Genomic DNA, 19,895 nt, shown 5'->3' on the forward strand with positions numbered 1-19,895 from the left:
ACGACCTGGGTACGACCTGGGGAGGACGGGTCAGGGGGCGACCAGCCCGGACTGGTAGCCCAGCACGACCAGCTGCACCCGGTCGCGCGACCCGGTCTTGGCCAGGATCCGCCCGACGTGTGTCTTCACGGTCGTCTCGGCGACGACGAGCTCGACCGCGATCTCGGTGTTGGTGCGTCCGCGCGCGATGAGGGTGAGCACCTCGACCTCGCGCTCGGTGAGCAGCTCGACCCGCGCGTCGGCGACCGCGGGCACACCGGGGTCGGGGAGGGCGGCGAAGTGGTCGAGCAACCGGCGGGTGGTGCTGGGTGCCACGACGGCGTCGCCTGCCACCACCGACCGGATCGCGCCCAGCAGGTCGGGCGGGGCGGCGTCCTTGAGCAGGAAGGCCGAGGCGCCGGCGCGGATCGCGGCGAAGGCGTGCTCGTCGAGGTCGAAGGTGGTGAGCACGATGACGCGCGGGGCGCCCGGGACCGCCAGCAGCCGCCGGGTGGCCTCGACGCCGTCGAGCCGTGGCATCCGGACGTCCATCAGCACCACGTCGGCGGCGGTGACCGCGAGCCGCTCCAGCGCCTGGCCGCCGTCGCCCGCCTCGCCCACCACGACCATGTCGTCCTGGCTCTCCACCAGCATCCGGAAGCCGGCGCGCACCATCTGCTGGTCGTCGACCAGGAAGACCCGGATCGGTGCCGTCACGGCCTGCTCGCTCACAGCGGCAGCCTCGCAGACACCGCGAACCCGCCACCCGGGGCGGGTCCGGCCTCCAGCGTGCCGCCGTGCACCGCGGCGCGCTCGCGCATCCCGGTGACGCCCAGCCCGCGCCCGTCCGAGGCCGCGGCCGCGCCGCGCCCGTCGTCGCGCACCTCCACCTCGACCGCGGGCCCGACGGTGACCCGCAGCGTCACCGTGGCACGGGGCCCGGCGTGCTTGCGGACGTTGGTGAGCGACTCCTGCACGATCCGGTACGCCGCCAGGCCGACGCCGTCCGGGACGTCCGGGGCAGCCTCCGGGAGGTCGGCGTCGACCTCCATCCCGGCGGCCCGCGCCTCGTCGACGAGGTGGCGTACGTCGTCGAGGCCGGGCTGCGGCGCGACGCCGGTGTCGCCGTCGCGGAGCAGGCCCAGCAGCCGGCGCATCTCCGTCAACGACTCCCGGCCGGTGGTCGAGATCGTCGCCAGCGTGCCGACGGCGAGGTCGGGGTCCTTGGCTGCGGCGTAGCGGGCGCCGTCGGCCTGCACCACGATCACCGACAGGCCGTGCGCGACGACGTCGTGCATCTCGCGGGCGATGCGCGAGCGCTCGTCGCGCGCCGCGAGCTCCACCTCGCGCTCGGCGATCCGTTCGGCCTGCTCGGCTCGGGCGACCAGCGAGGCGACGTACCTCTCCCGCTGCTGCGCGGCGAAGCCGAGCGCCCAGGCTGCGGTGACGATCGCGCCGATGCTGACGACGTAGGGCGTGACGGCCGACAGGGTGATCGTCGGGGCGCCGAAGCCGCCGATCCAGCTCCAGGCGGCCACGACCGACCCGGTGTAGCCGACCAGCAGCGCCGCGACGCCGTGCGGTCGCGGGCTCCAGCGGGCCACCGAGTAGACGGCGATCGGGAAGGCCAGCTGGCCGAAGATCGGCAGGTCGTGCAGCGGTGCCTGGGCGGCGCTCGCGAGGGCGACCGCCGCGAAGACCGCGCTCGGGTGGACCCGTCGCCACCACAGCGGGGCCACCTGGACGGCCGTCAGGAGCGCGGCGAGCGGCTGTCCGGCCATCAGGTGGCCGAGGAAGCCCGGGACGAGCAGGCCCAGGGTCAGGGCCGCGTCGAACCACCACCGGCCGCGCGGGCCGAGCCGCCAGGGGTCGGAGTGTCGGGGATCGCGCATGGTGCGGACCCTAGACGCCGGACGCGGCCGGCACGTCAGCCCACGGGAGGACGCCGCGCCGCGTCGGGTGCGGCCCGAGTAGGGTGCGATCCATGACCCAGTGGGAATACCAGGTGGCGCCGATTCCGCTCCACAACGAAGCGCTCATGCTCAACAACTTCGGCCAGGACGGCTGGGAGCTGGTGGCCATCCACACCAACGCCCAGGGCGGTCTGGTGGCCTTCCTCAAGCGCCCGAAGGCGGCCTGACGTGTCGGCCGAGGCGCGCCTGGCCGAGCTCGGGATCACCGTCCCGGAGGTCGTGCCTCCGGTCGCGGCCTACCAGCCCACCGCCCGCACCGGGAACCTCGTCTTCACCGCCGGTCAGCTGCCCGCGCGTGACGGCGAGATGATCGCGGTCGGCAAGCTCGGCGGCGAGGTGAGCGAGGAGCAGGGCTACGAGTGCGCCCGACAGTGCGCCCTCAACGCGCTCGCCGCGGTGAAGGCCGAGATCGGCTCGCTGGACCAGGTCAAGCGCGTGGTGAAGGTCGTCGTCTTCGTCGCCTCCACACCCGACTTCACCGGCCAGCCGAAGGTCGCCAACGGCGCGTCCGAGCTGCTCGGCGAGGTCTTCGGCGAGGCCGGCAAGCACGCGCGGTCCGCCGTCGGCGTCTCCGTGCTGCCGCTCGACGTGCCGGTCGAGGTCGAGATCGTCGTCGAGGTCTGAGTGCGGCGCCTCCCGCTGCCCGACGCCCTCGTCGCCCAGGCCAGGGCGTACGCGTCCGGTGACGCCTCGCCGGCCGAGCCGCGCGACGCAGCCACGGTGGTGCTGCTGCGTCCCGGAGCGGCGGGGCCGGACGTCTACCTCCTGAGGCGGCAGACCTCGATGGCCTTCGCCGGCGGGATGTGCGTCTTCCCGGGTGGTGGTGTCGACCCGCGCGACTTCGACGACGAGCTCGTCGACCGCGGCCTCTGGGCCGGGCCCACCCCCGCGGAGTGGGCGGAGCGGCTCGGGTGCGAGGAGCCGAAGGCCCGTGCGCTGGTGTGCGCGGCTGTGCGCGAGACCTTCGAGGAGTCCGGCGTGCTGCTCGCCGGCACCGGCGCGGACTCCGTCGTCGCCGACACGACGGGTGACGACTGGGAGGCCGACCGGGTCGCCCTGGAGTCGCGCGAGATCTCGCTGACGGAGTTCCTCGAGAAGCGCTCGCTCGTGCTGCGCACCGACCTGCTCGGCGCGTGGTCGGGCTGGTTGACGCCGGTCTTCGAGCCTCGGCGCTACCGCACCTGGTTCTTCGTCGCACGGCTGCCGGAGGGACAGGTGACCCGCGACGTGTCCACCGAGTCGTCGTCGGTGACGTGGGCGGGTGCGCTGGACGCGGTGGCCAAGGTCGAGCAGGAGGAGATCCTGATGCTGCCGCCGACCTGGCTGACCTGCCTCGAGATCGGCCGGCTCGCCGACCCCGACGCGGTGCTCGCGGCGGCGCAGGACCGCATCGTCGACATGTTCATGCCCGAGGTCGTGGCCGACGGCGACGAGTTCATCCTGTCGACGCCGCCGCACTACACAGCGCTGATGGCGAACCGGTGAGCTGGGACGGGGGCTCCTTCGGCGACACCGGCACCTGCGTGCTGGCGCCCAACGCCGACGTGATGACCCTCGACGGGACCAACACGTGGGTGCTGCGCGACCCGTCCTCCTCGCGCTCGGTGGTCGTCGACCCCGGACCCTCGATCCCCAGCCACCTCGACGCCGTCGACGCCGCCGCCGGCGACGTGGCCGTCGTGCTGCTGACCCACCACCACGCCGACCACAGCGAGGCCGCACGGGAGTACGCCGAGCGCCACGGGTGCGGCGTACGCGCCCTCGACCCGGCCCACCGCCTCGGCTCCGAAGGACTCGGCGAGGCGGACGTGGTGTCGGTCGGTGACCTCGAGGTGCACGTCGTGGCGACGCCCGGGCACACGGCGGACTCGCTGTCGTTCGTCGTGCCGCAGGACCGGGCGGTGCTCACCGGCGACACCGTGCTCGGCCGCGGCACCACCGTCGTCGCGCACCCCGACGGCCAGCTCGGGGCCTACCTCTCCTCCCTCCAGCGGCTCCACGCGCTGTGCGGCGAGCAGGGGATCGCGTCCGTGTGGCCCGGCCACGGGCCCGTGATCGACGACGCCCTCGGTGCGCTCGACTTCTACCTCGCCCACCGCAAGCAGCGCCTCGACCAGGTCCGCGACGCGCTGCGCGACCTGCCTCCCACGGACGACCCGGCCCGCGCGATCGTGGAGGTCGTCTACGCCGACGTCGACCCGGTGCTGTGGGGGGCCGCGGAGCTCTCGGTGCGTGCGCAGCTGGCCCACCTCGCCTCCCCGAAGTAGGGCTTGCGCGCACGCCTCCGGCAGGAGTGGAGTGGGGGCATGGACACCCAGCACCGGTCCGTCGTCGTCCTGTCCCGCGCGCTCGACCAGGCAGGCGACGCGCTCGCCGCCGTCCACGCGGACGACTGGGGCCGGCCCACGCCGTGCGAGGGCTGGACCGTGCGGGAGCTGGCCGACCACCTCGCGGCCGCCCCGCGACGCTTCCTGCAGCTGGCCCACGGCGAGGAGGTCGACTGGAGGGCGGGCACCGGCGTAGAGCCGTACGCGCTCCCCGCGCACTTCCGCTCGCACGCCGACGACCTCATCCACCACTGGCACGGTCAACCCGAGGACCGCGTGGCGCAGGCCGACCGGCAGACCGCCGAGCTCGCGGTCCACACCTGGGACCTCGTCCGCGCGCTCGACCGGCCGCTTCCGCTCGACGACGAGGTGGCCGAGCGCGGGCTGGCCTTCCTCCAGCAGGGGCTGACCGCGGACAACCGCGGCCCGGCCTTCGGCCCGCCGGTGGAGGTGGCGGAGGACGCGTCGGCGTACGACCGGCTGGTGTCGTTCGCCGGGCGCGATCCCCGCTGACCGTCGTACGGACCCGTGGCTCGGTAGTCCACCGGGATGTGGTCGTCGCGTCGGGGTAGTCCACCGGGATGTGGTCGTTCGGCGGCGTGCCCAGCGACCGTTTCCCGGTGGACTACGAGAGCACGCGGCGCCAGAGCCACCGCAGCGCGAGCAGCAGCGCGATCGCCGCGGCCACGCTGAGGCCGATGAAGAGGGAGAGCTCGATCCCCAGCGGCGTCGGCGGATCCTCGGCGGGGTCGTCGAAGTCGTGGGTGAGCTCCTGCGACGAGGTGCCGTCGAGGTCGGGGATGAGGTCCACGGCGAGGCTCAGGCTCGCTGCGGGCCCCGCGTCGACCACGGCGACGGCGCGTCGCCACGTGCTCGTCGCGCCGACCCGGGGCGTGGTGACCACCAGCTCGGCCCGGTCCGGAGCGCTGGACTCCTGCACCAGGAGCAGCTGGAGGCGGTCGTCCAGCCATCCCTGCGGCATGACGAACCCGTCCTCGAAGGTCCCGTCCGGGAACGGGTGCTCCAGCAGCTTCCTGTCCTCGGTGTCGAACGTGTACGACACGGGGTCGAGCGACGAGCGCAGCGCGAGGTAGCGCCCGTCGGGGGAGAACCGACCGGCGCCGAGAGAGGTGACGTCGACGTCCTTCCCGGGCGTGAGGGGGGAGGTGTCGCCGGTGGAACGGATCCGTTCCAGGCCACCGGCCGCCGAGCCGTGGACGAGGGTGCCGAGGGTGTCGACCGCCACGTCCGGGACGTTGGCGCGCACCCGGTGGGCCTGGCTGTCGGGCTCCGGTCCGGGACGGAGCCGTCCCACCCAGGCGGTGGGCGGAGCGTCTGCGATCCACGCGAGCCATGAGGAGTCGGGCGACCACGACATCTCCCTCAGTCGCAGCCCCTCGTCCGGCGGGAGGGGGCGGTAGGTGCTCGCGTCGCCGGTCGCGAGGTCGAGCACGTTGATCGTGGCTCGACCGCTCTCGTCATCGGCCCCCTGCCACGCGAGGCGGGCGCCGTCGGGCGACAGGGCCAGCGCCTGGTTCAGCCGGGTGGTGCCCGGGGCATCAGCGTCGGACGCCCATCCGGCCAGCTCGAGCCGGTGGGCCACGCCGTCGGCAGCGGTGATGACGACAGGTTCACGATCGCGCGAGATGAACGCGGCCGAACCCCGCCCCACGGCCAGGTCGGTGGTCACGTCCAGATCGGCCGGGACGTCCACGATCCGGCTGGGGATCGCACCGCCCCCGGGCACCTCGCCCGACGCCGTACGCGCCTCCCGGTCCGATGTGGACCACAGCGCGGCGCCGCCGCCGACGGAGGCCAGGACCACGAGGACCGCGGCCACCGCGAGCGCCTGAGCCCGGTGTCGGGCGGCCTGCCCACGACGCCAGAGGTCGTCGGAGACGGGGAGCGGCGTGATCTCGTCGGCCACGTGGTGCATCCGGGTGCGCAGGTCGTCGCTCATGCGTCTGCTCCGATCAGGTCGGCCAGCTCGGGGGCCAGCGTCCGCAGCCGGGCCAGCGCGTGCCGGGTCGTGGACTTCACGGTGCTCGTCGAGAGGTCGAGCGCACGTGCGGTCTCGACCTCGGTGAGGTCCTCGTAGAAGCGCAGCACCAGCACGGTCCGCTGCTTGGCGGTGAGGCGGGCGAGCGCCTGGTCGAGGGTCAGCCGCAGGTCGGTGTCGACGGCGTCGGCCGTGCCGTCGTGCCCGAGCAGCGGCGACTCGGCGAAGCGGCGGCGGCGCCACCAGGAGATGTTCTGGTGGTACATCGCGCGCCGGACGTACGCCTCGGGCGAGGTGTGGATGCGCGTCCAGTGCCTCGCCGCCTGCAGCAGCGCGGCCTGCACGAGGTCCTGCGCGAGGTGGTGGTCGCCGGTCAGCAGGTACGCCGTCCGCGACAGGGCAGCCTGACGCCCCGCCACGAAGGCGTCGAAGCCCGACTCATCCCCTGTGATCACGTCGAACCTCCCCCGAAGACCAGCACCTCACCACGTACGACGCGCGCTGGCGTGGTGCCGGGTGGCAGTGACCGCAGAGAAGTTCCGGAGCGGCCGGGGTCAGGTGTGGCAGAGAGGTGTCAGCGGGCGCGGCGCGAGAGGCGCTCGAGGTCCATGATGACCACGGAGCGGGGCTCCAGGCGCAGCCAGCCGCGCGAGGCGAAGTCGGCGAGCGCCTTGTTGACCGTCTCGCGGGAGGCGCCGACCAGCTGGGCGAGCTCCTCCTGGGTGAGGTCGTGGTGCACGTGGACGCCGTCGTCGGCCGTGCGGCCGAAGCGGTCGGCGAGGTCGAGCAGGGCCTTGGCGACGCGGCCGGGCACGTCGGAGAAGACGAGGTCGGCGACGACGTCGTTGGACTTGCGCAGCCGGGCGGCGAGCTGCGAGAGCAGGCCGCGCGCCACCTGCGGGCGGCCGTCGAGCCAGCGCAGCAGGTCGTCGTGGGACAGCGAGCCGAAGGTGGCGTCGGTGACCGCGGTGACGGTCGCCGAGCGCGGACCCGGGTCGAAGAGGGAGAGCTCACCGAACATCTGGCCGGGGCCCATGATCGCCAGGAGGTTCTCGCGGCCGTCGGAGGAGGACCGGCCGAGCTTCACCTTGCCCTCGGTGACGATGTAGAGCTTGTCGCCCGAGTCGCCCTCGTGGAAGAGCACGTCGCCGCGACGCAGCGTGGTCTCGGCCATCGAACCGCCCAGCGCGGTCGCCGCCTCGTCGTCGAGCGAGCTGAACAGCGGTGCCTGCCGAAGCACGTCGTTGTCCACGTTGATCCTCCAAGTGAGTGCGTCCCGTGCCGGGCCCGGTGCCGAGCCCTCGGGATCGGCACGATCCTAGCCGTGGTCTGGCTCACAACGGCCACTGAGGGCCGGTGTGGCAGAGGGAAGTCGTCGATCGGGAGCGTGTCGGTGCCGGACCGTAGGCTGGGCGCGTGCCTGCCCCCACTGTGAGCGCCAAGCCCGACACGTCACTGGTGCGCAGGGCCCGCAAGATGGACCGGATCCTCGCCGAGACCTATCCCGACGCCCGCGCAGAGCTCGACTTCACCAACGCCTTCGAGTGCCTGGTGGTCACCGTGGTCTCCGCGCAGACCACGGATCGCCGGGTCAACGCCGCGAGCCCCGCGCTCTTCGCGGCCTACCCGACGCCCGAGGCGATGGCCGCCGCCCCGCGCGAGCACATGGAGCAGCTGCTCGGCCCGCTCGGCTTCTTCCGCGCCAAGACCGACTCGGTGCTCAAGCTCAGCCAGGCGCTCGTGGAGCGCTTCGACGGCCAGGTGCCCGACCGGCTCGAGGACCTCGTCACCCTCCCCGGGGTGGGCCGCAAGACGGCCAACGTCGTGCTCGGCAACGCGTTCGACAAGCCCGGCATCACCGTCGACACCCACTTCGGCCGGCTCGCGCGCCGCTTCGGCTGGACCGAGGAGACCGACCCGGTGAAGGTCGAGCACGCCGTCGGCGCGCTCTTCCCCAAGCGCGACTGGACGATGCTGTCGCACCACCTCATCTGGCACGGCCGTCGGCGCTGCCACGCCAAGAAGCCCGCCTGCGGCGCCTGCCCGGTCGCGCGGCTGTGCCCCTCCTTCGGCGCGGGCCCCACCGACCCGGTCGAGGCGGAGAAGCTCGTGAAGACCCAGGGGCCCGCATGAGGAAGGTCTTCCTCGCGGCGCTGCTCGTCGCGTCGCTGACCGCGTGCACGTCCGACGACGGCGGGGGCTTCGACGTACGCCCTCCCGACGTGCGGGTCGACACCTCCGAGCTGCGCGAGGTCAAGGCGCGCATCGGCATGGACGACTGCGAGCCCGGCACCGGCGACCCCGTCGAGGGCGGCCTGCCGGAGCTGACGCTGCCGTGCCTGGGTGGGGGTCCCGACGTCGAGCTGTCGTCGCTGCGCGGACCGCTGGTGGTGAACCTCTGGCAGGCGTTCTGCGAGCCGTGCCGCGACGAGATGCCGGTGCTCGAGGAGTTCCACCAGAAGTACGCCGACCGCGTGCGCATCGTCGGCGTCGACTTCAACGACGTGAACCCCGAGGGTGCGCTCGCGCTGGCCGAGGAGACCGGGGCGACGTACCCGTCCGTCGCCGACCCGGGCGGCGAGCTGATGGGTGAGAGCACCTTCGCGGTGGCACGTCGCGGCCTGCCGGCCTTCGTCTTCGTCGACGCCGACGGTGTCGTCGTGGGCCAGGACTCCGGCGGCGTCGAGTCGATGGACGAGCTCAAGGCCCTCGTCGCCGAGCACCTCGGGGTCGACCTGTGACGTCCCTGCCGGGGTGGCTGGCCCCGGTGGTCGAGGCCGCCTCCACGATCACGGTCCACGAGCTGACCCGCTTCATGCCGCCGGAGGACGCGGACGCGCGGCGCGGGGCGGTGCTGATGGTGTTCGCCGACCGCGACGACGACCCCACCGCTCCCGACGACCTCGCCCACCGTGGCGAGCTGCTCCTCACCGAGCGCGCCCACCACATGCGTTCCCACCCCGGCCAGGTGTCCTTCCCGGGTGGCTCGCTCGACGCCGGCGAGACGCCCGTGGAGGCAGCGCTGCGCGAGGCCCACGAGGAGATCGGCCTCGAGCCCTCCGAGGTCGAGGTGTTCGGCGAGCTGCCCGAGCTGTGGCTGCCGCCCAGCAACTTCGCGGTCACCCCGATCCTCGGCTACTGGCGCGACCGCGGCCAGGTGCGCATCGCGAGCCCCGACGAGGTGCACGAGATCCACCACGTGGCGATCGCCGAGCTGCTCGACCCCGAGCACCGGATCAACGTGCGCCACCCCAGCGGCTGGACCGGCCCGGGCTTCCTGATCGGGCCCGGCAAGGACGTCATCCTGTGGGGCTTCACCGCCGGGATCATCGCCCGGCTGTTCTCCTACCTCGGCTGGGACGAGAGCTGGGACCGGGCGCGGGTGCGTGACCTGCCGGACCACATGCTGCAGGGTGAGCCCCGACAGTCCGACCTGGCGCCCAATCCCGGGCCGGACCACGCCAGCCCCCACACCAGGCTCGAGGAGCAGCAACGATGAACGTCCTCGACTGGTGCCTGGTCGCGCTCGTGGGGATCTACGCGCTCTCGGGCTACTGGCAGGGCTTCATCACCGGCGCGGCTGCCACCGCCGGCCTCCTCATCGGGGGCCTGCTCGGCATCTGGGTGGCGCCGCTGGCGCTCGGCGACGCAGCCCCCTCGCTCTGGGTCTCGCTCGGTGCGCTCTTCATCGTGATCCTGTCGGCGTCGCTGGGGCAGGCGGTCTTCCAGTGGTTCGGCGCCCGGCTTCGTGACCGGATCACCTGGCAGCCGGTGCGCGCGCTCGACGCCGTGGGCGGGTCCGCCCTGAGCGCCGTCGCCGTCCTGCTCGTGGCGTGGGCCCTCGGCGTGGCCGTCTCCGGCACGCGCATCGGCGCGATCACGCCGCTGGTGCGCGACTCCGCGATCCTGGCCCGCGTCGACCAGACCCTGCCGCCCGACTCGGGCAAGGTGCTGGCGACCTTCAACAACGTCGTCGGCACGACCTTCTTCCCGCGCTACCTCGAGCCCTTCGCCCCGGAGCGGATCGTCGCGGTCAAGCCCGGCGACCCGCGGATGCTCACCGACCCCGACGTGATGGCGGCCGGGGCCAGCGTGGTCAAGGTCCGCGGGGCGAACGGCTGCGGGAGCGGCGTCGAGGGCACCGGCTTCTTCTACGCCCCCGGCCGGCTGATGACCAACGCCCACGTCGTCGCCGGCGTCACCCGTCCCGAGGTCGAGGTGGGCGGCTCGAGCGTCGTCGCCTCCGTCGTCCTCTACGACGCCGACCTCGACATCGCCGTGCTCTCGGTGCCCGACGTCGGCGTGCCGCAGCTCGCCTTCGCCACCGAGGCCGGGCCACGCGACCCGATCGCGGTGCTGGGCTATCCCGAGGACGGCCCCTACGACGTGCAGTCGGGCCGCATCCGCGCCGAGCAGCGCCTGCGCTCGCCCGACATCTACGGCGACGGCACCGTGATCCGCCAGGTCTACTCGCTGCGCGCGCTGATCCGCCCCGGCAACTCCGGCGGCCCGATCGTCACCTCGGCCGGCGAGGTCGCGGGCCTCGTCTTCGCCGCTTCCGTCAGCGACCGGGACACCGGCTACGCGCTGACCGCGAGCCAGGTCGCGGGGTCAGCTGCCGCCGGCGTCACCCGGGAGTCCCCGGTCGACACCGGCACCTGCGTGCGCTGAGTCGGCGTACGTCCCGGGCTGGCGGTGCGTGAGACACGTCTCGGGCGCGCAGAACCTGCGCCACTCACCGCGGGGGCGTGTGGCGGGATCTCGATGCGCCGGCTCGTGCCTCGCCGGCTACTCGATCACCGAGAGAACTAGCCGCGGCCCTTGAGTGCCGAGGGGATCTGCTTGCCCTGCTCGATCGCGCGCTCGGGGGCCTTGACCTGCTTGACCTGCTTCAGGCCGACGAAGGCCAGCAGCGCGGCGATGAGGACGTAGAGGCCGAAGACGATCAGGAAGGCCCAGTGCAGGTCGAGGCCGGCGCCGTTCCAGTGGATGAAGTAGGCGATCGCGACCGACAGCATGATCACCGCGAGCAGGCCGAGGAAGGCCGCGCCGGCGAAGAGGCCGACGCCGAGGCCGCCGTGACGGACGCTGACCTTGATCTCGCTCTTGGCCAGCGCGATCTCCTGCGAGATCAGGGTCGAGATGTCGCGCTGCGCGTCCATGACGAGCTTGCCGAGCGTCGGATCGGTGTCCTTGATCGGTTCGTTGGCCATGTGTGGCGGTCCTTCGGTGAACGCTCGGGGGCTGACGGCTGTGACCCTACCAACGGGTCCGACTAGACTGCAGCCACAGGTGAGCCGGGAAGTCTGGTCGGCCCGTGACGTGTCGTCGCGGACACGGTTCCCCGACGACCCCTGAAGGATGCGCCCCCGCATGGCCTCACGCCAGAACAGCCCGCACGACCCGGCCCCCGACGACGACCTCTGGGAGTCCGGGCCGGTCTACATCGCCAGCAACAAGCCGTTGGCGCGGCTGGTCGCGCGGCCGTTCCGGGAGTTCCTCCGGGTGGAGGCGGCCGGCTCGATCCTGCTGCTGCTCGCCGCCGCCGCCGCGCTGATCTGGGCCAACAGCCCGTGGGCATCGTCGTACGACGCGCTGTGGCACGCCCACCTGGTCATCGACGCGGGTCCGCTGCAGCTCGACGAGTCGATCCAGCACTGGGTCAACGATGCGCTGATGGTGATCTTCTTCTTCGTCGTCGGTCTCGAGATCAAGTACGAGCTGGTCAACGGCGACCTGCGCGACCCCAAGACGGCAGCGCTGCCGATCGTCGCCGCGATCGGCGGCATGGTGGTGCCCGCCGCGCTCTACCTCGCGCTCAACCCGCCCGGCAGCGACGGCAACGCCGGCTGGGGCATCCCGATGGCCACCGACATCGCCTTCGCGGTCGGCGTCCTCGGCGTGCTCGGGCGGCGCATCCCGTCGGCGGCGCGGCTGTTCCTGCTGACGCTCGCCATCGTCGACGACATCGGCGCGATCCTGGTGATCGCGGTCTTCTACACCAGCGACCTCTCGCTCACCTGGCTGGCGATCGCGATCGGCCTGCTCGCGGTCATGGTGCTCGCCCGGGCGCTGCGGGTCTGGTCGGTCGTGGTCTACGCGATCCTCGGCGTGGGCGTGTGGTTCGCCCTGTTGGAGTCCGGCGTGCACGCCACCCTGGCCGGTGTCGCGATCGGCCTGCTCGCTCCGGCGAAGCCGCTGCTCAACGAGGAGGTCGCGCGCGGCTACGCCACCGACGCGCTGCGCGACCGCAACCTCAACCCCGACGAGCTCGCCCGCCTGCGCTTCCTGCTCAAGGAGTCGGTGTCCGTCGTGGAGCGGCTGCTCAGCTCGCTCCACCCGCTGTCGGCCTACGTCGTGCTCCCGATCTTCGCCCTGGCCAACGCGGGCGTCGAGCTGGGCGCGATCGGCAAGGTCTTCACCGAGCCGGTGGGGCTCGGGATCATCCTGGGCCTGGTGGTCGGCAAGCCGGTCGGCATCTTCCTCACCTCTTACCTGGCCGTCCGCCTCGGCCTGGCCCGGTTGCCCGAGGGCACCTCGTGGCCGATGGTCGTCGGCCTCGGAGCGGTGGCCGGCATCGGCTTCACCGTGTCGATCTTCATCGCCGGGTTGTCCTTCCCGGGCGCCGAGCTGCTGACCGAGGAGGCGAAGATCGCGATCCTGCTGGCCTCGCTGTTCGCCGCCATCGTGGGTGTCGTGGTGCTGCTGGCCTCGACCAGCGGCCCGACCGACGACGGCGAGGACGACGTGGTCGACGAGGACCGGGAGACCGTCACGTCCTGACGGTGGGTAGTCAGATCGGCGCCGGCAGGCGTACGACGAAGCGGCAGCCGGCCACGCCCGCCTCGTCGGCACCGACGTTGGCCACCGCCACGGCTCCGTGGTGCGCCTCGACGATGCCCTTGACGATCGCCAGGCCGAGCCCGGCACGTGAGGTGTGCACGTCGTCGAGCGGCGACTCGGGCGTGCGCGCCGCGGACCCGCGGTAGCCGACGTCGAAGACCCGCTCGCGCGACTCGTCGTCGATGCCGCCGCAGCCGTCGGTGACCTCGAGCTCGACGCCGCCGTCCACCGAGCGTGCGGCGACGTGCACCGAGCCGTCGGCCGGGGTGTGCCGGATGCCGTTGACGATGAGGTTGCCCAGCACCCGGCCGAGCCCGGCGGGGTCGACGGCGACCTGGAGGCCGGGCTGCACGTCGCCCTCGAGGCGTACGCGGCGGGCGCGCGCGACCGGGTCGGCGCCCGCGATCGCCTCGCTGACGAGGTCGCCGAGCAGGACGACCTCCGGCTGGAGGCGCAGCACCCCGGCGTGGATGCGCGAGAGCTCGAAGAGGTCGTCGACCATCTCGACCATGCGGTCGACCTCGCCGCGGATCTGGCGGTGGTAGCGCGCCGGGTCGACGGCCAGGTCGTCCTCGAGCGCCTCGGCCATCGCCCGGATCCCGGCCAGCGGGGTGCGCAGGTCGTGGGAGACCCAGGAGACGAGCTCGCGCCGGGACTCCTCGAGGCGGGACTCGCGGGCCGCGGCCTCCTCCAGCCGGTGGCGGGCCCGAGCCAGCTCGCCGGCCAGGTCGCGCAGCTCGGCGGGGGCGTGCGGCGCGGGTCCCTCGGGCAGGCCGCCACCGATGCGGCGTACCTCCGCCCGGACCCGGCGCGACCACCGCACCAGCGCCTCGGACAGGATCGCGGCGACCGCCAGTGAGACCACCGCGGCCGCGAGGGTCACGAGCATGACCACACCGAGGTCGTGGCGCGAGAGGAACATCAGCTGTGCGATCGCCACCACGCCGACGAGGACGGTGGTGACCGACACGACAGCGACCAGCGCGAGCTGCCAGCGCAGCGACCGGCGGCGCAGCAGCCAGCCGGCCAGCAGGCCGAGGACGCCGACGACCGCGCCGCCACCGGCCGCCACCGCGAGGACCTGGAGCTGCTCGCTCACGACGCGGCGTCCCAGCGGTAGCCGATGCCCCAGACGGTCACCAGCCGCACGGGCGCGGTCGGGTCGGCCTCGACCTTCTCGCGCACCCGGCGCACGTGGACGGTGACGGTCGAGGAGTCGCCGAAGGACCAGCCCCACACCTGGGTCATCAGCTCCTCACGGCTGAACGCCTGCCCGGGGTGGCCGGTGAGGAAGGCCAGCAGGTCGAACTCGCGCGTGGTGAAGGCGCGCGCCTCGCCGTCCTTGACGACCGTGCGGCGCCTGCGGTCCACGACGAGGTCGCCGTCGACGGTCACCGGCGGCAGCTCGGGAGCGTGGTCGCCGGCGCTGCGGCGCAGCACCGAGTCGACGCGCAGCACCAGCTCGCGGGGGCTGAAGGGCTTGGTGACGTAGTCGTCCGCGCCCGTCTCGAGGCCGAGGACGCGGTCCTGCTCGGCGCCGAGCGCGGTGAGCAGGATGACCGGCACGTCACCGGCCAGGCGCAGCCGGCGGCACACCTCGAGGCCGTCCATCCCCGGCATCATCACGTCGAGGACGAGCAGGTCGGCGCGTCTGCGCGCGTGCTCGGCGAGCGCGGTCGCACCGTCGCCGGCCTCCGCCACGTCGTGGCCGGCGGCGAGGAGGTAGGACACGACGACCTCGCGGACCGTGACGTCGTCGTCGACGACCAGCACGCGCGCCACCTCAGGCCTCCGTCCGGCGCGAGCGGACCAGCCCGGCCACGCCGATCGCGGCGAGGGTGAGCAGGGTCAGGGCCAGCCAGGTGGCGAGGTAGGGCCGGTCGAGCAGCGTCGGGTTGTCGGTGCGGGCGCCGAACCTGCCCAGCACCGGCACGGCCATCACCGACACGCTGCCCCACACCACGAGGCCGAGCGTGGCGGGAGCGTGCCACGGGCGGGGCAGGGCGCGACGACCCACGAGCGTCGCCCCGACGACGGTGCCGGCGACCAGCACGTCGTGCACGGCGACGGCGGCGGCCAGCCACAGCGCGACCTCTGCGAGCTGGACGAGGTCCTGCCGCGTCAGCGCCAGCCAGGCGCCGTACGCCCCGACGAGCACGCCGAGGCAGCCGAGGACCCAGCGGACCGCGCTCATGCGTCGACCTCCAGCGATGCCAGCCACTTGGTCTGCAGCACGCCGGGACGGTTGGGCGCGACGAGCCGGCACGGGTGGCCGTGGTCGAGGGACAGCGGTTCGCCGGCGAGGTCGAGCGCGAGCAGCGTGCGGTCGTCGTCGGCGAAGGCGCCGGGCAGGACCGTGCGCCGGAAGGCACCGCTCTGCTGGAGCGAGGTGACCAGCACGTCGCGCCCACCCGTCGCCCCGGCCGCGGTGAGCACGTCGGAGATGCGTACGCCCGACCACCGGCCCTGCGCGCTCCAGCCCTCCACGCAGGCGATCGGCAGGTCGACGGTGTGCTGCGGCAGCGCGCGGAGGTCGGTGAGCCCGAGCCGGGAGCGTACGTCCCCGCCGACCACCACCTCGAGCGCCCAGCCCGGGTCGGCCGCGGTGGCGGTGACGCCGGCCGCGGCGGCGCTCTTGTTGATCGGTACGCCGCCGGGGCCCTCGCCGGTGCGCACGGCCAGCACGCTGACCCGCCGCAGCCACGGCACGGTGCCGCCCGCGGTGGCGAGGACCGCGACGCCGGCGGCCGCCCACGTGGTGCGCAGCAGTGCGCGGCGCGAGACGGGGCCCGGCTCCACGGCGCTCTCGCGGTCGTCGGTGGTGTCGTCGACGTCGGCGCCGAGGGCGGCACGGATCACCTCGAGCTTGACCGCGACGTGCACCAGCAGCGCGCCGATCGCGACCCAGGCGAGTGCGTAGTGGGTGGTGCGGAAGGAGAACTCGCGCCAGGGGTACCACTGCGCGGCGTTGGCCAGCCCGGTCGCGAGCTGGAAGACCGAGGCGGCCACGAGCACGGCGATCGACACGCGCTCGAGGCCGACGGCGACCAGGCGCCGGCCGGCGCGCGGGTCGACGCGCTCGAAGAGGCGGGGGTAGACCGTCCACAGCTTCACCAGCAGCAGCGGCACCGCGGCGCAGCCGGTCACGACGTGCAGGCCCTGGGTGAAGCGGTAGCCCCAGGCGGGCGAGGTGGGGAAGCCGATGGCGGGCGAGGGCAGCTGGGCCCAGTGGCTCACCAGACCGGTGAGGAAGCAGGTGCCGAAGCTGATGCCCAGCCAGACGCCGACCCGCGCCGCGACGGCCGGGCTGCGCAGCCGCGAGGTGAAGTGGTCGGGGTGCGGGACCCTCACGACGGGGCCTGGAGGACCGCGGCCCAGCGTCCACACCCGGCGAGCTCGTGCAGGGAGTGCACCACGAGTCCGGCGGCCACGGCGACAACGGCGACGTCGTCGGCGGCGACCTGCGCCCAGCGGAAGGGCCGGCTGCGGGCGCCGGCGCCCTCGATGACCGTCCACCCCGACGTCGATCCGGTGCCGGGGGCACTCACCTCGACGACGGCCCGCCCACCCGGGTGCAGGAGCTCGCGCACCCGGCCGAGCAGTCGGCGCGGCTCGCCGCAGATGCCGACGTTGCCGTCGGCGAGCAGCACGCTGGACCACTGGCCCTCGTCGGGCAGGGGACCGAACACGTCGGCGACGAGCGCGTCCGCCCCGCGACGTCGGGTCTGTGCCACGGCCTCGGCGACCAGGTCCACGCCGAGGGCGCGGTGGCCGCGGCGGGCGAGCTCCTGGGTGAGGCGACCGGGACCGCAGCCGATGTCGAGCGTGGGGCCGTGACACAGGTCGAGCAGCGCGTGGTCGGCGGCGTCGGCCGGTCCCGTCCAGGACGCGACCGGCAGCGGCATCAAGATGTCGTCGTACGCGTGGACCACGTGGGTCGGCACCCCGCGCAGCGCGGACGTGAAGACCTCGGTGAAGGACCGCTCGGCGGTCACGGTGCCACCGCCGTGCTGCCGGTCCACGCCCGGAGGGCGCGCGCGAAGTGCGTCCCGGGTGCGAGCCGGGCCACCTCGTGCGCGTCGTCGATCGTGTCGACGTCGCGGAGCAGGGCGGTCGCCCCCACGGTGTGGCCGGCTGCGAGGAGCGCGGCCCGGGTGTCGTCGTGCGTGGCGGCGGTGGACATCGCGACCGTGGCCAGTGGAGCCGCGACGCGGGGGTCGCGGCGGGCCAGCACCCACCAGCCGCCGTCGGGCGCGGGCCCCAGGCAGGCGTCGTACGCCTCGAGGTCGCGCGCCGCGCCGAGCAGGAGGGCGGGCGTCAGGTGCGGGGTGTCCATGCCGACCTGGACGACCGGGCCGTGGCCGGCGTCCTCGTGCGCGGCGACGAGCCGCTCGGCGAAGGTGCGGCCCCGCTGGGGCGTGATCGTCCAGCCCCGGACTGCGTCGGCCAGGTCGGCGCCGCGCGCGCCGTCGGCGAGGTCGCCGGCCAGCGCCAGGTGACCGCGCGCTCCGGGCGTCGCCTCGACGGCGGCCACCGTGTCGAGCAGCGCCGCGGCGGCGAGGTCGGCGGCGACGTCGTCACCGGTGTGTGCGGCGAGCCGGGTCTTGGCCCGGCCCGCGACGGGTGCCTTGGCCATCACCAGGACGGTGAGGCCGCTCACGACAGCACCCGCCAGAAGTCGCGGGCCGTGCGCACGGTCCCGGTCACGGATCCGGAGACCTTGGAGCGGGTCCCCTCGGCGCGAGGGTGGTAGTCGACGTCGTGCTCGCTGATCCGCCAACCCGCGCGGGTGACGGCCTGGAGCAGCTCGACGGGGTAGCCGAAGCGGCGGTCGCGCAGGTCGAGGTCGAGCAGCGCCTGGCGCCGGCACACCCGCATCGGCGCGATGTCGTGGGCGTCCATCCCGATCGAGCGGCGCAGCCAGGCGGCGATCAGGGCGTTGCCCAGCCGGGCGTGCCACGGCCACACGCCGCGACCGGTGGGGCGGCGTCGGCCGACGGACATGTCCGCACGGCCCTCGCGGACGTCGGCGAGCAGGCGCCGCAGGTCGGCGGGGTCGAAGGAGCCGTCACCGTCCATCACCGCGACGTAGTCGTGGGTCGCGGCCAGCATCCCGGCGTGGACAGCGGAGCCGTAGCCGGGCGTCGGCTCGACCACCACGCGTGCACCGAGGCCCGCGGCCACCTCCGCGGTGCCGTCACGCGAGCCGTTGTCGACGACCACGACGGAGAACTCGGCCGGCACGCGGGAGAGCAGGTCGCCCAGCGCCGGGGCCTCGTCGCGACAGGGCAGCACCAGGTCGCAGACGGTGTCGTGGGTCATGGTGTCGAACGTAGCCACTCGCACGCAGCCCGGGCTCACCCTTCGGCTTACAAAACTGTGACGTCGCGCCGCAGGGCCGGGGGTCGCGCGCAGGCGGCCCCTAGGCTCGGCGGCATGACCGAGGGGGGCACGACCGCACGCGCCGGGAGACGGGCCGCGATCGGCCTGTCGGTGGCGGCGCTGGTGCTGCTGGCGTCGTTCGTCGTCCCGCCGCTGACCGGGTGGGACGTCGACGCGCGCAGCGACATGCTGGGCGTGCCGCCGACCCACGGGTTCTGGCAGGCGAAGGTCGGCCTCGGCACGGTGCCGGCGCTGCTCGTCGCCGGCCTCGGGGTGTGGCGCGCGGAGGCCTGGGCGCTGGCCTGGTCGTGGCGACGCCTGCTGCTGACGGCGTACGTCGTCGGGCTGGTGTGGCTGGTGTCGCTGGCGCTGGTCGACGGCTCCGCCGGACTGACGCGGGTGATGACCAACGACACGGAGTACCTCGTCACCGCCCGCACGGTCGGCGACGTGCCGGCCCTGCTCGCCGGCTACGTCGAGCGGATCCCGAAGGCCCACCCGGACAACTGGCCGATCCACGTCGCCGGCCACCCGCCCGGTGCCCTGCTGTTCTTCGTGGGACTCGTCGCGATCGGCCTCGGCGGCGACCTCGCGGCCGCGCTCGTGGTCTGCGCGGTGGCGGCCAGCATCCCGGTGGCGACCCTGGTCGCCCTGCGCGCGCTGGGCGTCGACCGGGGAGCCCGCCTCGCCGCGCCCTTCCTGGTGCTGACGCCGGCAGCGGTGTTCCTGGCAGTGTCCGCGGACGCGGTGTTCGCCGCGCTCGGCGCATGGGGGCTGGCTGCGCTCGCCGCCTCCGCGACGTCGCCCTCCCGCGGCCGCCTCATCGGCTGGGGAGTCGTGGCCGGGCTGCTCCTGGGCTGGTGCGTGATGAGCTCCTTCGGCCTGCCGCTGCTCGGCCTGCCGGCCCTCGCGGTGCTGCTCCTCGCCCGCTCGTGGTGGCCGCTGCCGGTCGCGGCGGGTGCCGCGCTGGTCGTGGTGCTGGGTTTCGCCGTCCTCGGCTTCGCATGGTGGGAGGCCTACCCGGTGCTGGTCGAGCGCTACTGGGACGGCATCGCCGCGACCCGGCCCGCGACGTACTGGATGTGGGGCAACCTCGGGGCGCTGCTCGTCTCGGGCGGCCCCCTGCTCGGCGCCGGACTGGCCGTGGCGGCGCGCCGTCACGTCGGCGAGGCGCGCACGCTCGCGGTGCTGGCGCTCGCCGGTGCCGCGGCGGTCGCCGCGGCCGACCTCAGCCGGATGTCGAAGGCCGAGGTCGAGCGGATCTGGCTGCCGTTCGTGCCGTGGCTGACCCTGTCGCTGGCGCTGCTGCCCGGCGGCTGGCGGCGCTGGGGGCTGGGGCTGCAGGTGCTCACCGCGCTGGTGGTGCAGCACCTGCTCTACACGACCTGGTGA

At 73.9% G+C, this 19,895-nt stretch carries 24 protein-coding genes; 11 read left to right on the forward strand and 13 right to left on the reverse strand.

What is annotated here, in order from left to right; all coding sequences use genetic code 11:
* Positions 1–30: 30 nt before the first annotated feature.
* Both K4G59_RS00615 and K4G59_RS00620 read right to left on the reverse strand, forming a co-directional pair.
* Entirely contained in the window at positions 31–696 is a 666-nt protein-coding gene (locus tag K4G59_RS00615; RefSeq protein WP_231249248.1) for a response regulator, read from the reverse strand.
* An 11-nt stretch (positions 697–707) separates the two neighbouring features.
* Positions 708–1,871, reverse strand: a complete 1,164-nt coding sequence (locus K4G59_RS00620; protein WP_231248556.1) for a sensor histidine kinase — start codon at positions 1,869–1,871, stop codon at positions 708–710.
* A 92-nt stretch (positions 1,872–1,963) separates the two neighbouring features.
* Here K4G59_RS00620 and sp36 point away from each other — a divergent pair, with 92 nt between their 5' ends.
* The 5 genes from sp36 to K4G59_RS00645 are packed head-to-tail and all read left to right on the forward strand — an operon-like array spanning position 1,964 to position 4,792.
* The gene (sp36, locus tag K4G59_RS00625; protein WP_165356019.1) at positions 1,964–2,119 is read left to right on the forward strand and encodes a Sp36 family protein; all 156 of its coding nucleotides are present in this window, start codon (positions 1,964–1,966) and stop codon (positions 2,117–2,119) included.
* A gap of 1 nt (position 2,120) precedes the next feature.
* The gene (locus K4G59_RS00630; protein ID WP_224273609.1) at positions 2,121–2,576 is read left to right on the forward strand and encodes a RidA family protein; all 456 of its coding nucleotides are present in this window, start codon (positions 2,121–2,123) and stop codon (positions 2,574–2,576) included.
* Entirely contained in the window at positions 2,577–3,437 is an 861-nt protein-coding gene (locus K4G59_RS00635) for an NUDIX hydrolase (RefSeq protein WP_231248557.1), read from the forward strand. It abuts the gene before it with no gap.
* Positions 3,434–4,219 carry an MBL fold metallo-hydrolase gene (locus tag K4G59_RS00640; protein WP_231248558.1) on the forward strand — a complete coding sequence of 262 codons (786 nt, stop codon included), beginning with the start codon at positions 3,434–3,436 and terminating at the stop codon, positions 4,217–4,219. The genes K4G59_RS00635 and K4G59_RS00640 overlap by 4 nt, the downstream gene beginning before the upstream one ends.
* A 39-nt stretch (positions 4,220–4,258) precedes the next feature.
* Positions 4,259–4,792: a TIGR03086 family metal-binding protein gene (locus K4G59_RS00645; RefSeq protein ID WP_231248559.1), complete on the forward strand. Its 534-nt coding sequence runs from the start codon at positions 4,259–4,261 to the stop codon at positions 4,790–4,792.
* A gap of 112 nt (positions 4,793–4,904) precedes the next feature.
* Here the strand turns inward: K4G59_RS00645 and K4G59_RS00650 are convergent, their stop codons facing one another.
* The 3 genes from K4G59_RS00650 to K4G59_RS00660 form a co-directional block, all read right to left on the reverse strand.
* A complete protein-coding gene (locus tag K4G59_RS00650; RefSeq protein WP_231248560.1) occupies positions 4,905–6,239 on the reverse strand; it encodes a WD40 repeat domain-containing protein in 1,335 nt (444 codons plus the stop codon).
* Entirely contained in the window at positions 6,236–6,733 is a 498-nt protein-coding gene (locus K4G59_RS00655) for a SigE family RNA polymerase sigma factor (protein WP_231248561.1), read from the reverse strand. The genes K4G59_RS00650 and K4G59_RS00655 overlap by 4 nt, the downstream gene beginning before the upstream one ends.
* A gap of 119 nt (positions 6,734–6,852) precedes the next feature.
* Entirely contained in the window at positions 6,853–7,530 is a 678-nt protein-coding gene (locus K4G59_RS00660) for a Crp/Fnr family transcriptional regulator (RefSeq protein WP_231248562.1), read from the reverse strand.
* Between the two features lie 224 nt (positions 7,531–7,754).
* Here K4G59_RS00660 and nth point away from each other — a divergent pair, with 224 nt between their 5' ends.
* From nth to K4G59_RS00680, 4 genes are read left to right on the forward strand one after another with little or no spacing between them, the layout of a single operon-like run.
* Positions 7,755–8,411 (forward strand): endonuclease III, encoded by a 657-nt coding sequence (nth, locus tag K4G59_RS00665; RefSeq protein WP_231249249.1) that lies wholly within the window; start codon positions 7,755–7,757, stop codon positions 8,409–8,411.
* Positions 8,408–9,019 (forward strand): TlpA family protein disulfide reductase, encoded by a 612-nt coding sequence (locus tag K4G59_RS00670; RefSeq protein WP_231248563.1) that lies wholly within the window; start codon positions 8,408–8,410, stop codon positions 9,017–9,019. Before nth ends, K4G59_RS00670 begins: the two co-directional genes overlap by 4 nt.
* Complete coding sequence (locus tag K4G59_RS00675; RefSeq protein ID WP_231248564.1) at positions 9,016–9,777, forward strand: NUDIX hydrolase; 762 nt, start codon at positions 9,016–9,018, stop codon at positions 9,775–9,777. Before K4G59_RS00670 ends, K4G59_RS00675 begins: the two co-directional genes overlap by 4 nt.
* Positions 9,774–10,949 carry a MarP family serine protease gene (locus K4G59_RS00680; protein WP_231248565.1) on the forward strand — a complete coding sequence of 392 codons (1,176 nt, stop codon included), beginning with the start codon at positions 9,774–9,776 and terminating at the stop codon, positions 10,947–10,949. Before K4G59_RS00675 ends, K4G59_RS00680 begins: the two co-directional genes overlap by 4 nt.
* A gap of 137 nt (positions 10,950–11,086) precedes the next feature.
* On the opposite strand, the gene K4G59_RS00685 is transcribed toward K4G59_RS00680, so the two are convergent.
* On the reverse strand, positions 11,087–11,491 hold the full coding sequence (locus K4G59_RS00685; RefSeq protein WP_231248566.1) for a phage holin family protein: 405 nt from the start codon (positions 11,489–11,491) through the stop codon (positions 11,087–11,089).
* Between the two features lie 160 nt (positions 11,492–11,651).
* On the opposite strand from K4G59_RS00685, the gene nhaA reads away from it, so the two are divergent.
* On the forward strand, positions 11,652–13,061 hold the full coding sequence (gene nhaA, locus K4G59_RS00690) for a Na+/H+ antiporter NhaA (protein WP_231248567.1): 1,410 nt from the start codon (positions 11,652–11,654) through the stop codon (positions 13,059–13,061).
* A gap of 10 nt (positions 13,062–13,071) precedes the next feature.
* Here the strand turns inward: nhaA and K4G59_RS00695 are convergent, their stop codons facing one another.
* From K4G59_RS00695 to K4G59_RS00725, 7 genes are read right to left on the reverse strand one after another with little or no spacing between them, the layout of a single operon-like run.
* Complete coding sequence (locus K4G59_RS00695) at positions 13,072–14,220, reverse strand: sensor histidine kinase (protein WP_231248568.1); 1,149 nt, start codon at positions 14,218–14,220, stop codon at positions 13,072–13,074.
* Positions 14,217–14,894 carry a response regulator transcription factor gene (locus K4G59_RS00700; RefSeq protein WP_308189315.1) on the reverse strand — a complete coding sequence of 226 codons (678 nt, stop codon included), beginning with the start codon at positions 14,892–14,894 and terminating at the stop codon, positions 14,217–14,219. Before K4G59_RS00700 ends, K4G59_RS00695 begins: the two co-directional genes overlap by 4 nt.
* A gap of 10 nt (positions 14,895–14,904) precedes the next feature.
* On the reverse strand, positions 14,905–15,315 hold the full coding sequence (locus K4G59_RS00705) for a hypothetical protein (RefSeq protein WP_231248570.1): 411 nt from the start codon (positions 15,313–15,315) through the stop codon (positions 14,905–14,907).
* On the reverse strand, positions 15,312–16,472 hold the full coding sequence (locus tag K4G59_RS00710; protein WP_231248571.1) for a molybdopterin-dependent oxidoreductase: 1,161 nt from the start codon (positions 16,470–16,472) through the stop codon (positions 15,312–15,314). Before K4G59_RS00710 ends, K4G59_RS00705 begins: the two co-directional genes overlap by 4 nt.
* On the reverse strand, positions 16,469–17,143 hold the full coding sequence (locus K4G59_RS00715) for a class I SAM-dependent DNA methyltransferase (protein ID WP_231248572.1): 675 nt from the start codon (positions 17,141–17,143) through the stop codon (positions 16,469–16,471). The genes K4G59_RS00710 and K4G59_RS00715 overlap by 4 nt, the downstream gene beginning before the upstream one ends.
* On the reverse strand, positions 17,113–17,781 hold the full coding sequence (locus tag K4G59_RS00720; RefSeq protein ID WP_231248573.1) for a TIGR04282 family arsenosugar biosynthesis glycosyltransferase: 669 nt from the start codon (positions 17,779–17,781) through the stop codon (positions 17,113–17,115). The genes K4G59_RS00715 and K4G59_RS00720 overlap by 31 nt, the downstream gene beginning before the upstream one ends.
* Positions 17,778–18,443, reverse strand: coding sequence for a glycosyltransferase family 2 protein (locus K4G59_RS00725; protein WP_231248574.1), 666 nt, complete (start codon positions 18,441–18,443; stop codon positions 17,778–17,780). The genes K4G59_RS00720 and K4G59_RS00725 overlap by 4 nt, the downstream gene beginning before the upstream one ends.
* A 114-nt stretch (positions 18,444–18,557) precedes the next feature.
* Between K4G59_RS00725 and K4G59_RS00730 the strand changes: the two genes are divergently transcribed.
* A complete protein-coding gene (locus K4G59_RS00730; protein WP_231248575.1) occupies positions 18,558–19,895 on the forward strand; it encodes a hypothetical protein in 1,338 nt (445 codons plus the stop codon).

Origin of the sequence: Nocardioides furvisabuli, assembly GCF_021083185.1 — a bacterium.
GTDB lineage: Bacteria > Actinomycetota > Actinomycetes > Propionibacteriales > Nocardioidaceae > Nocardioides > Nocardioides furvisabuli.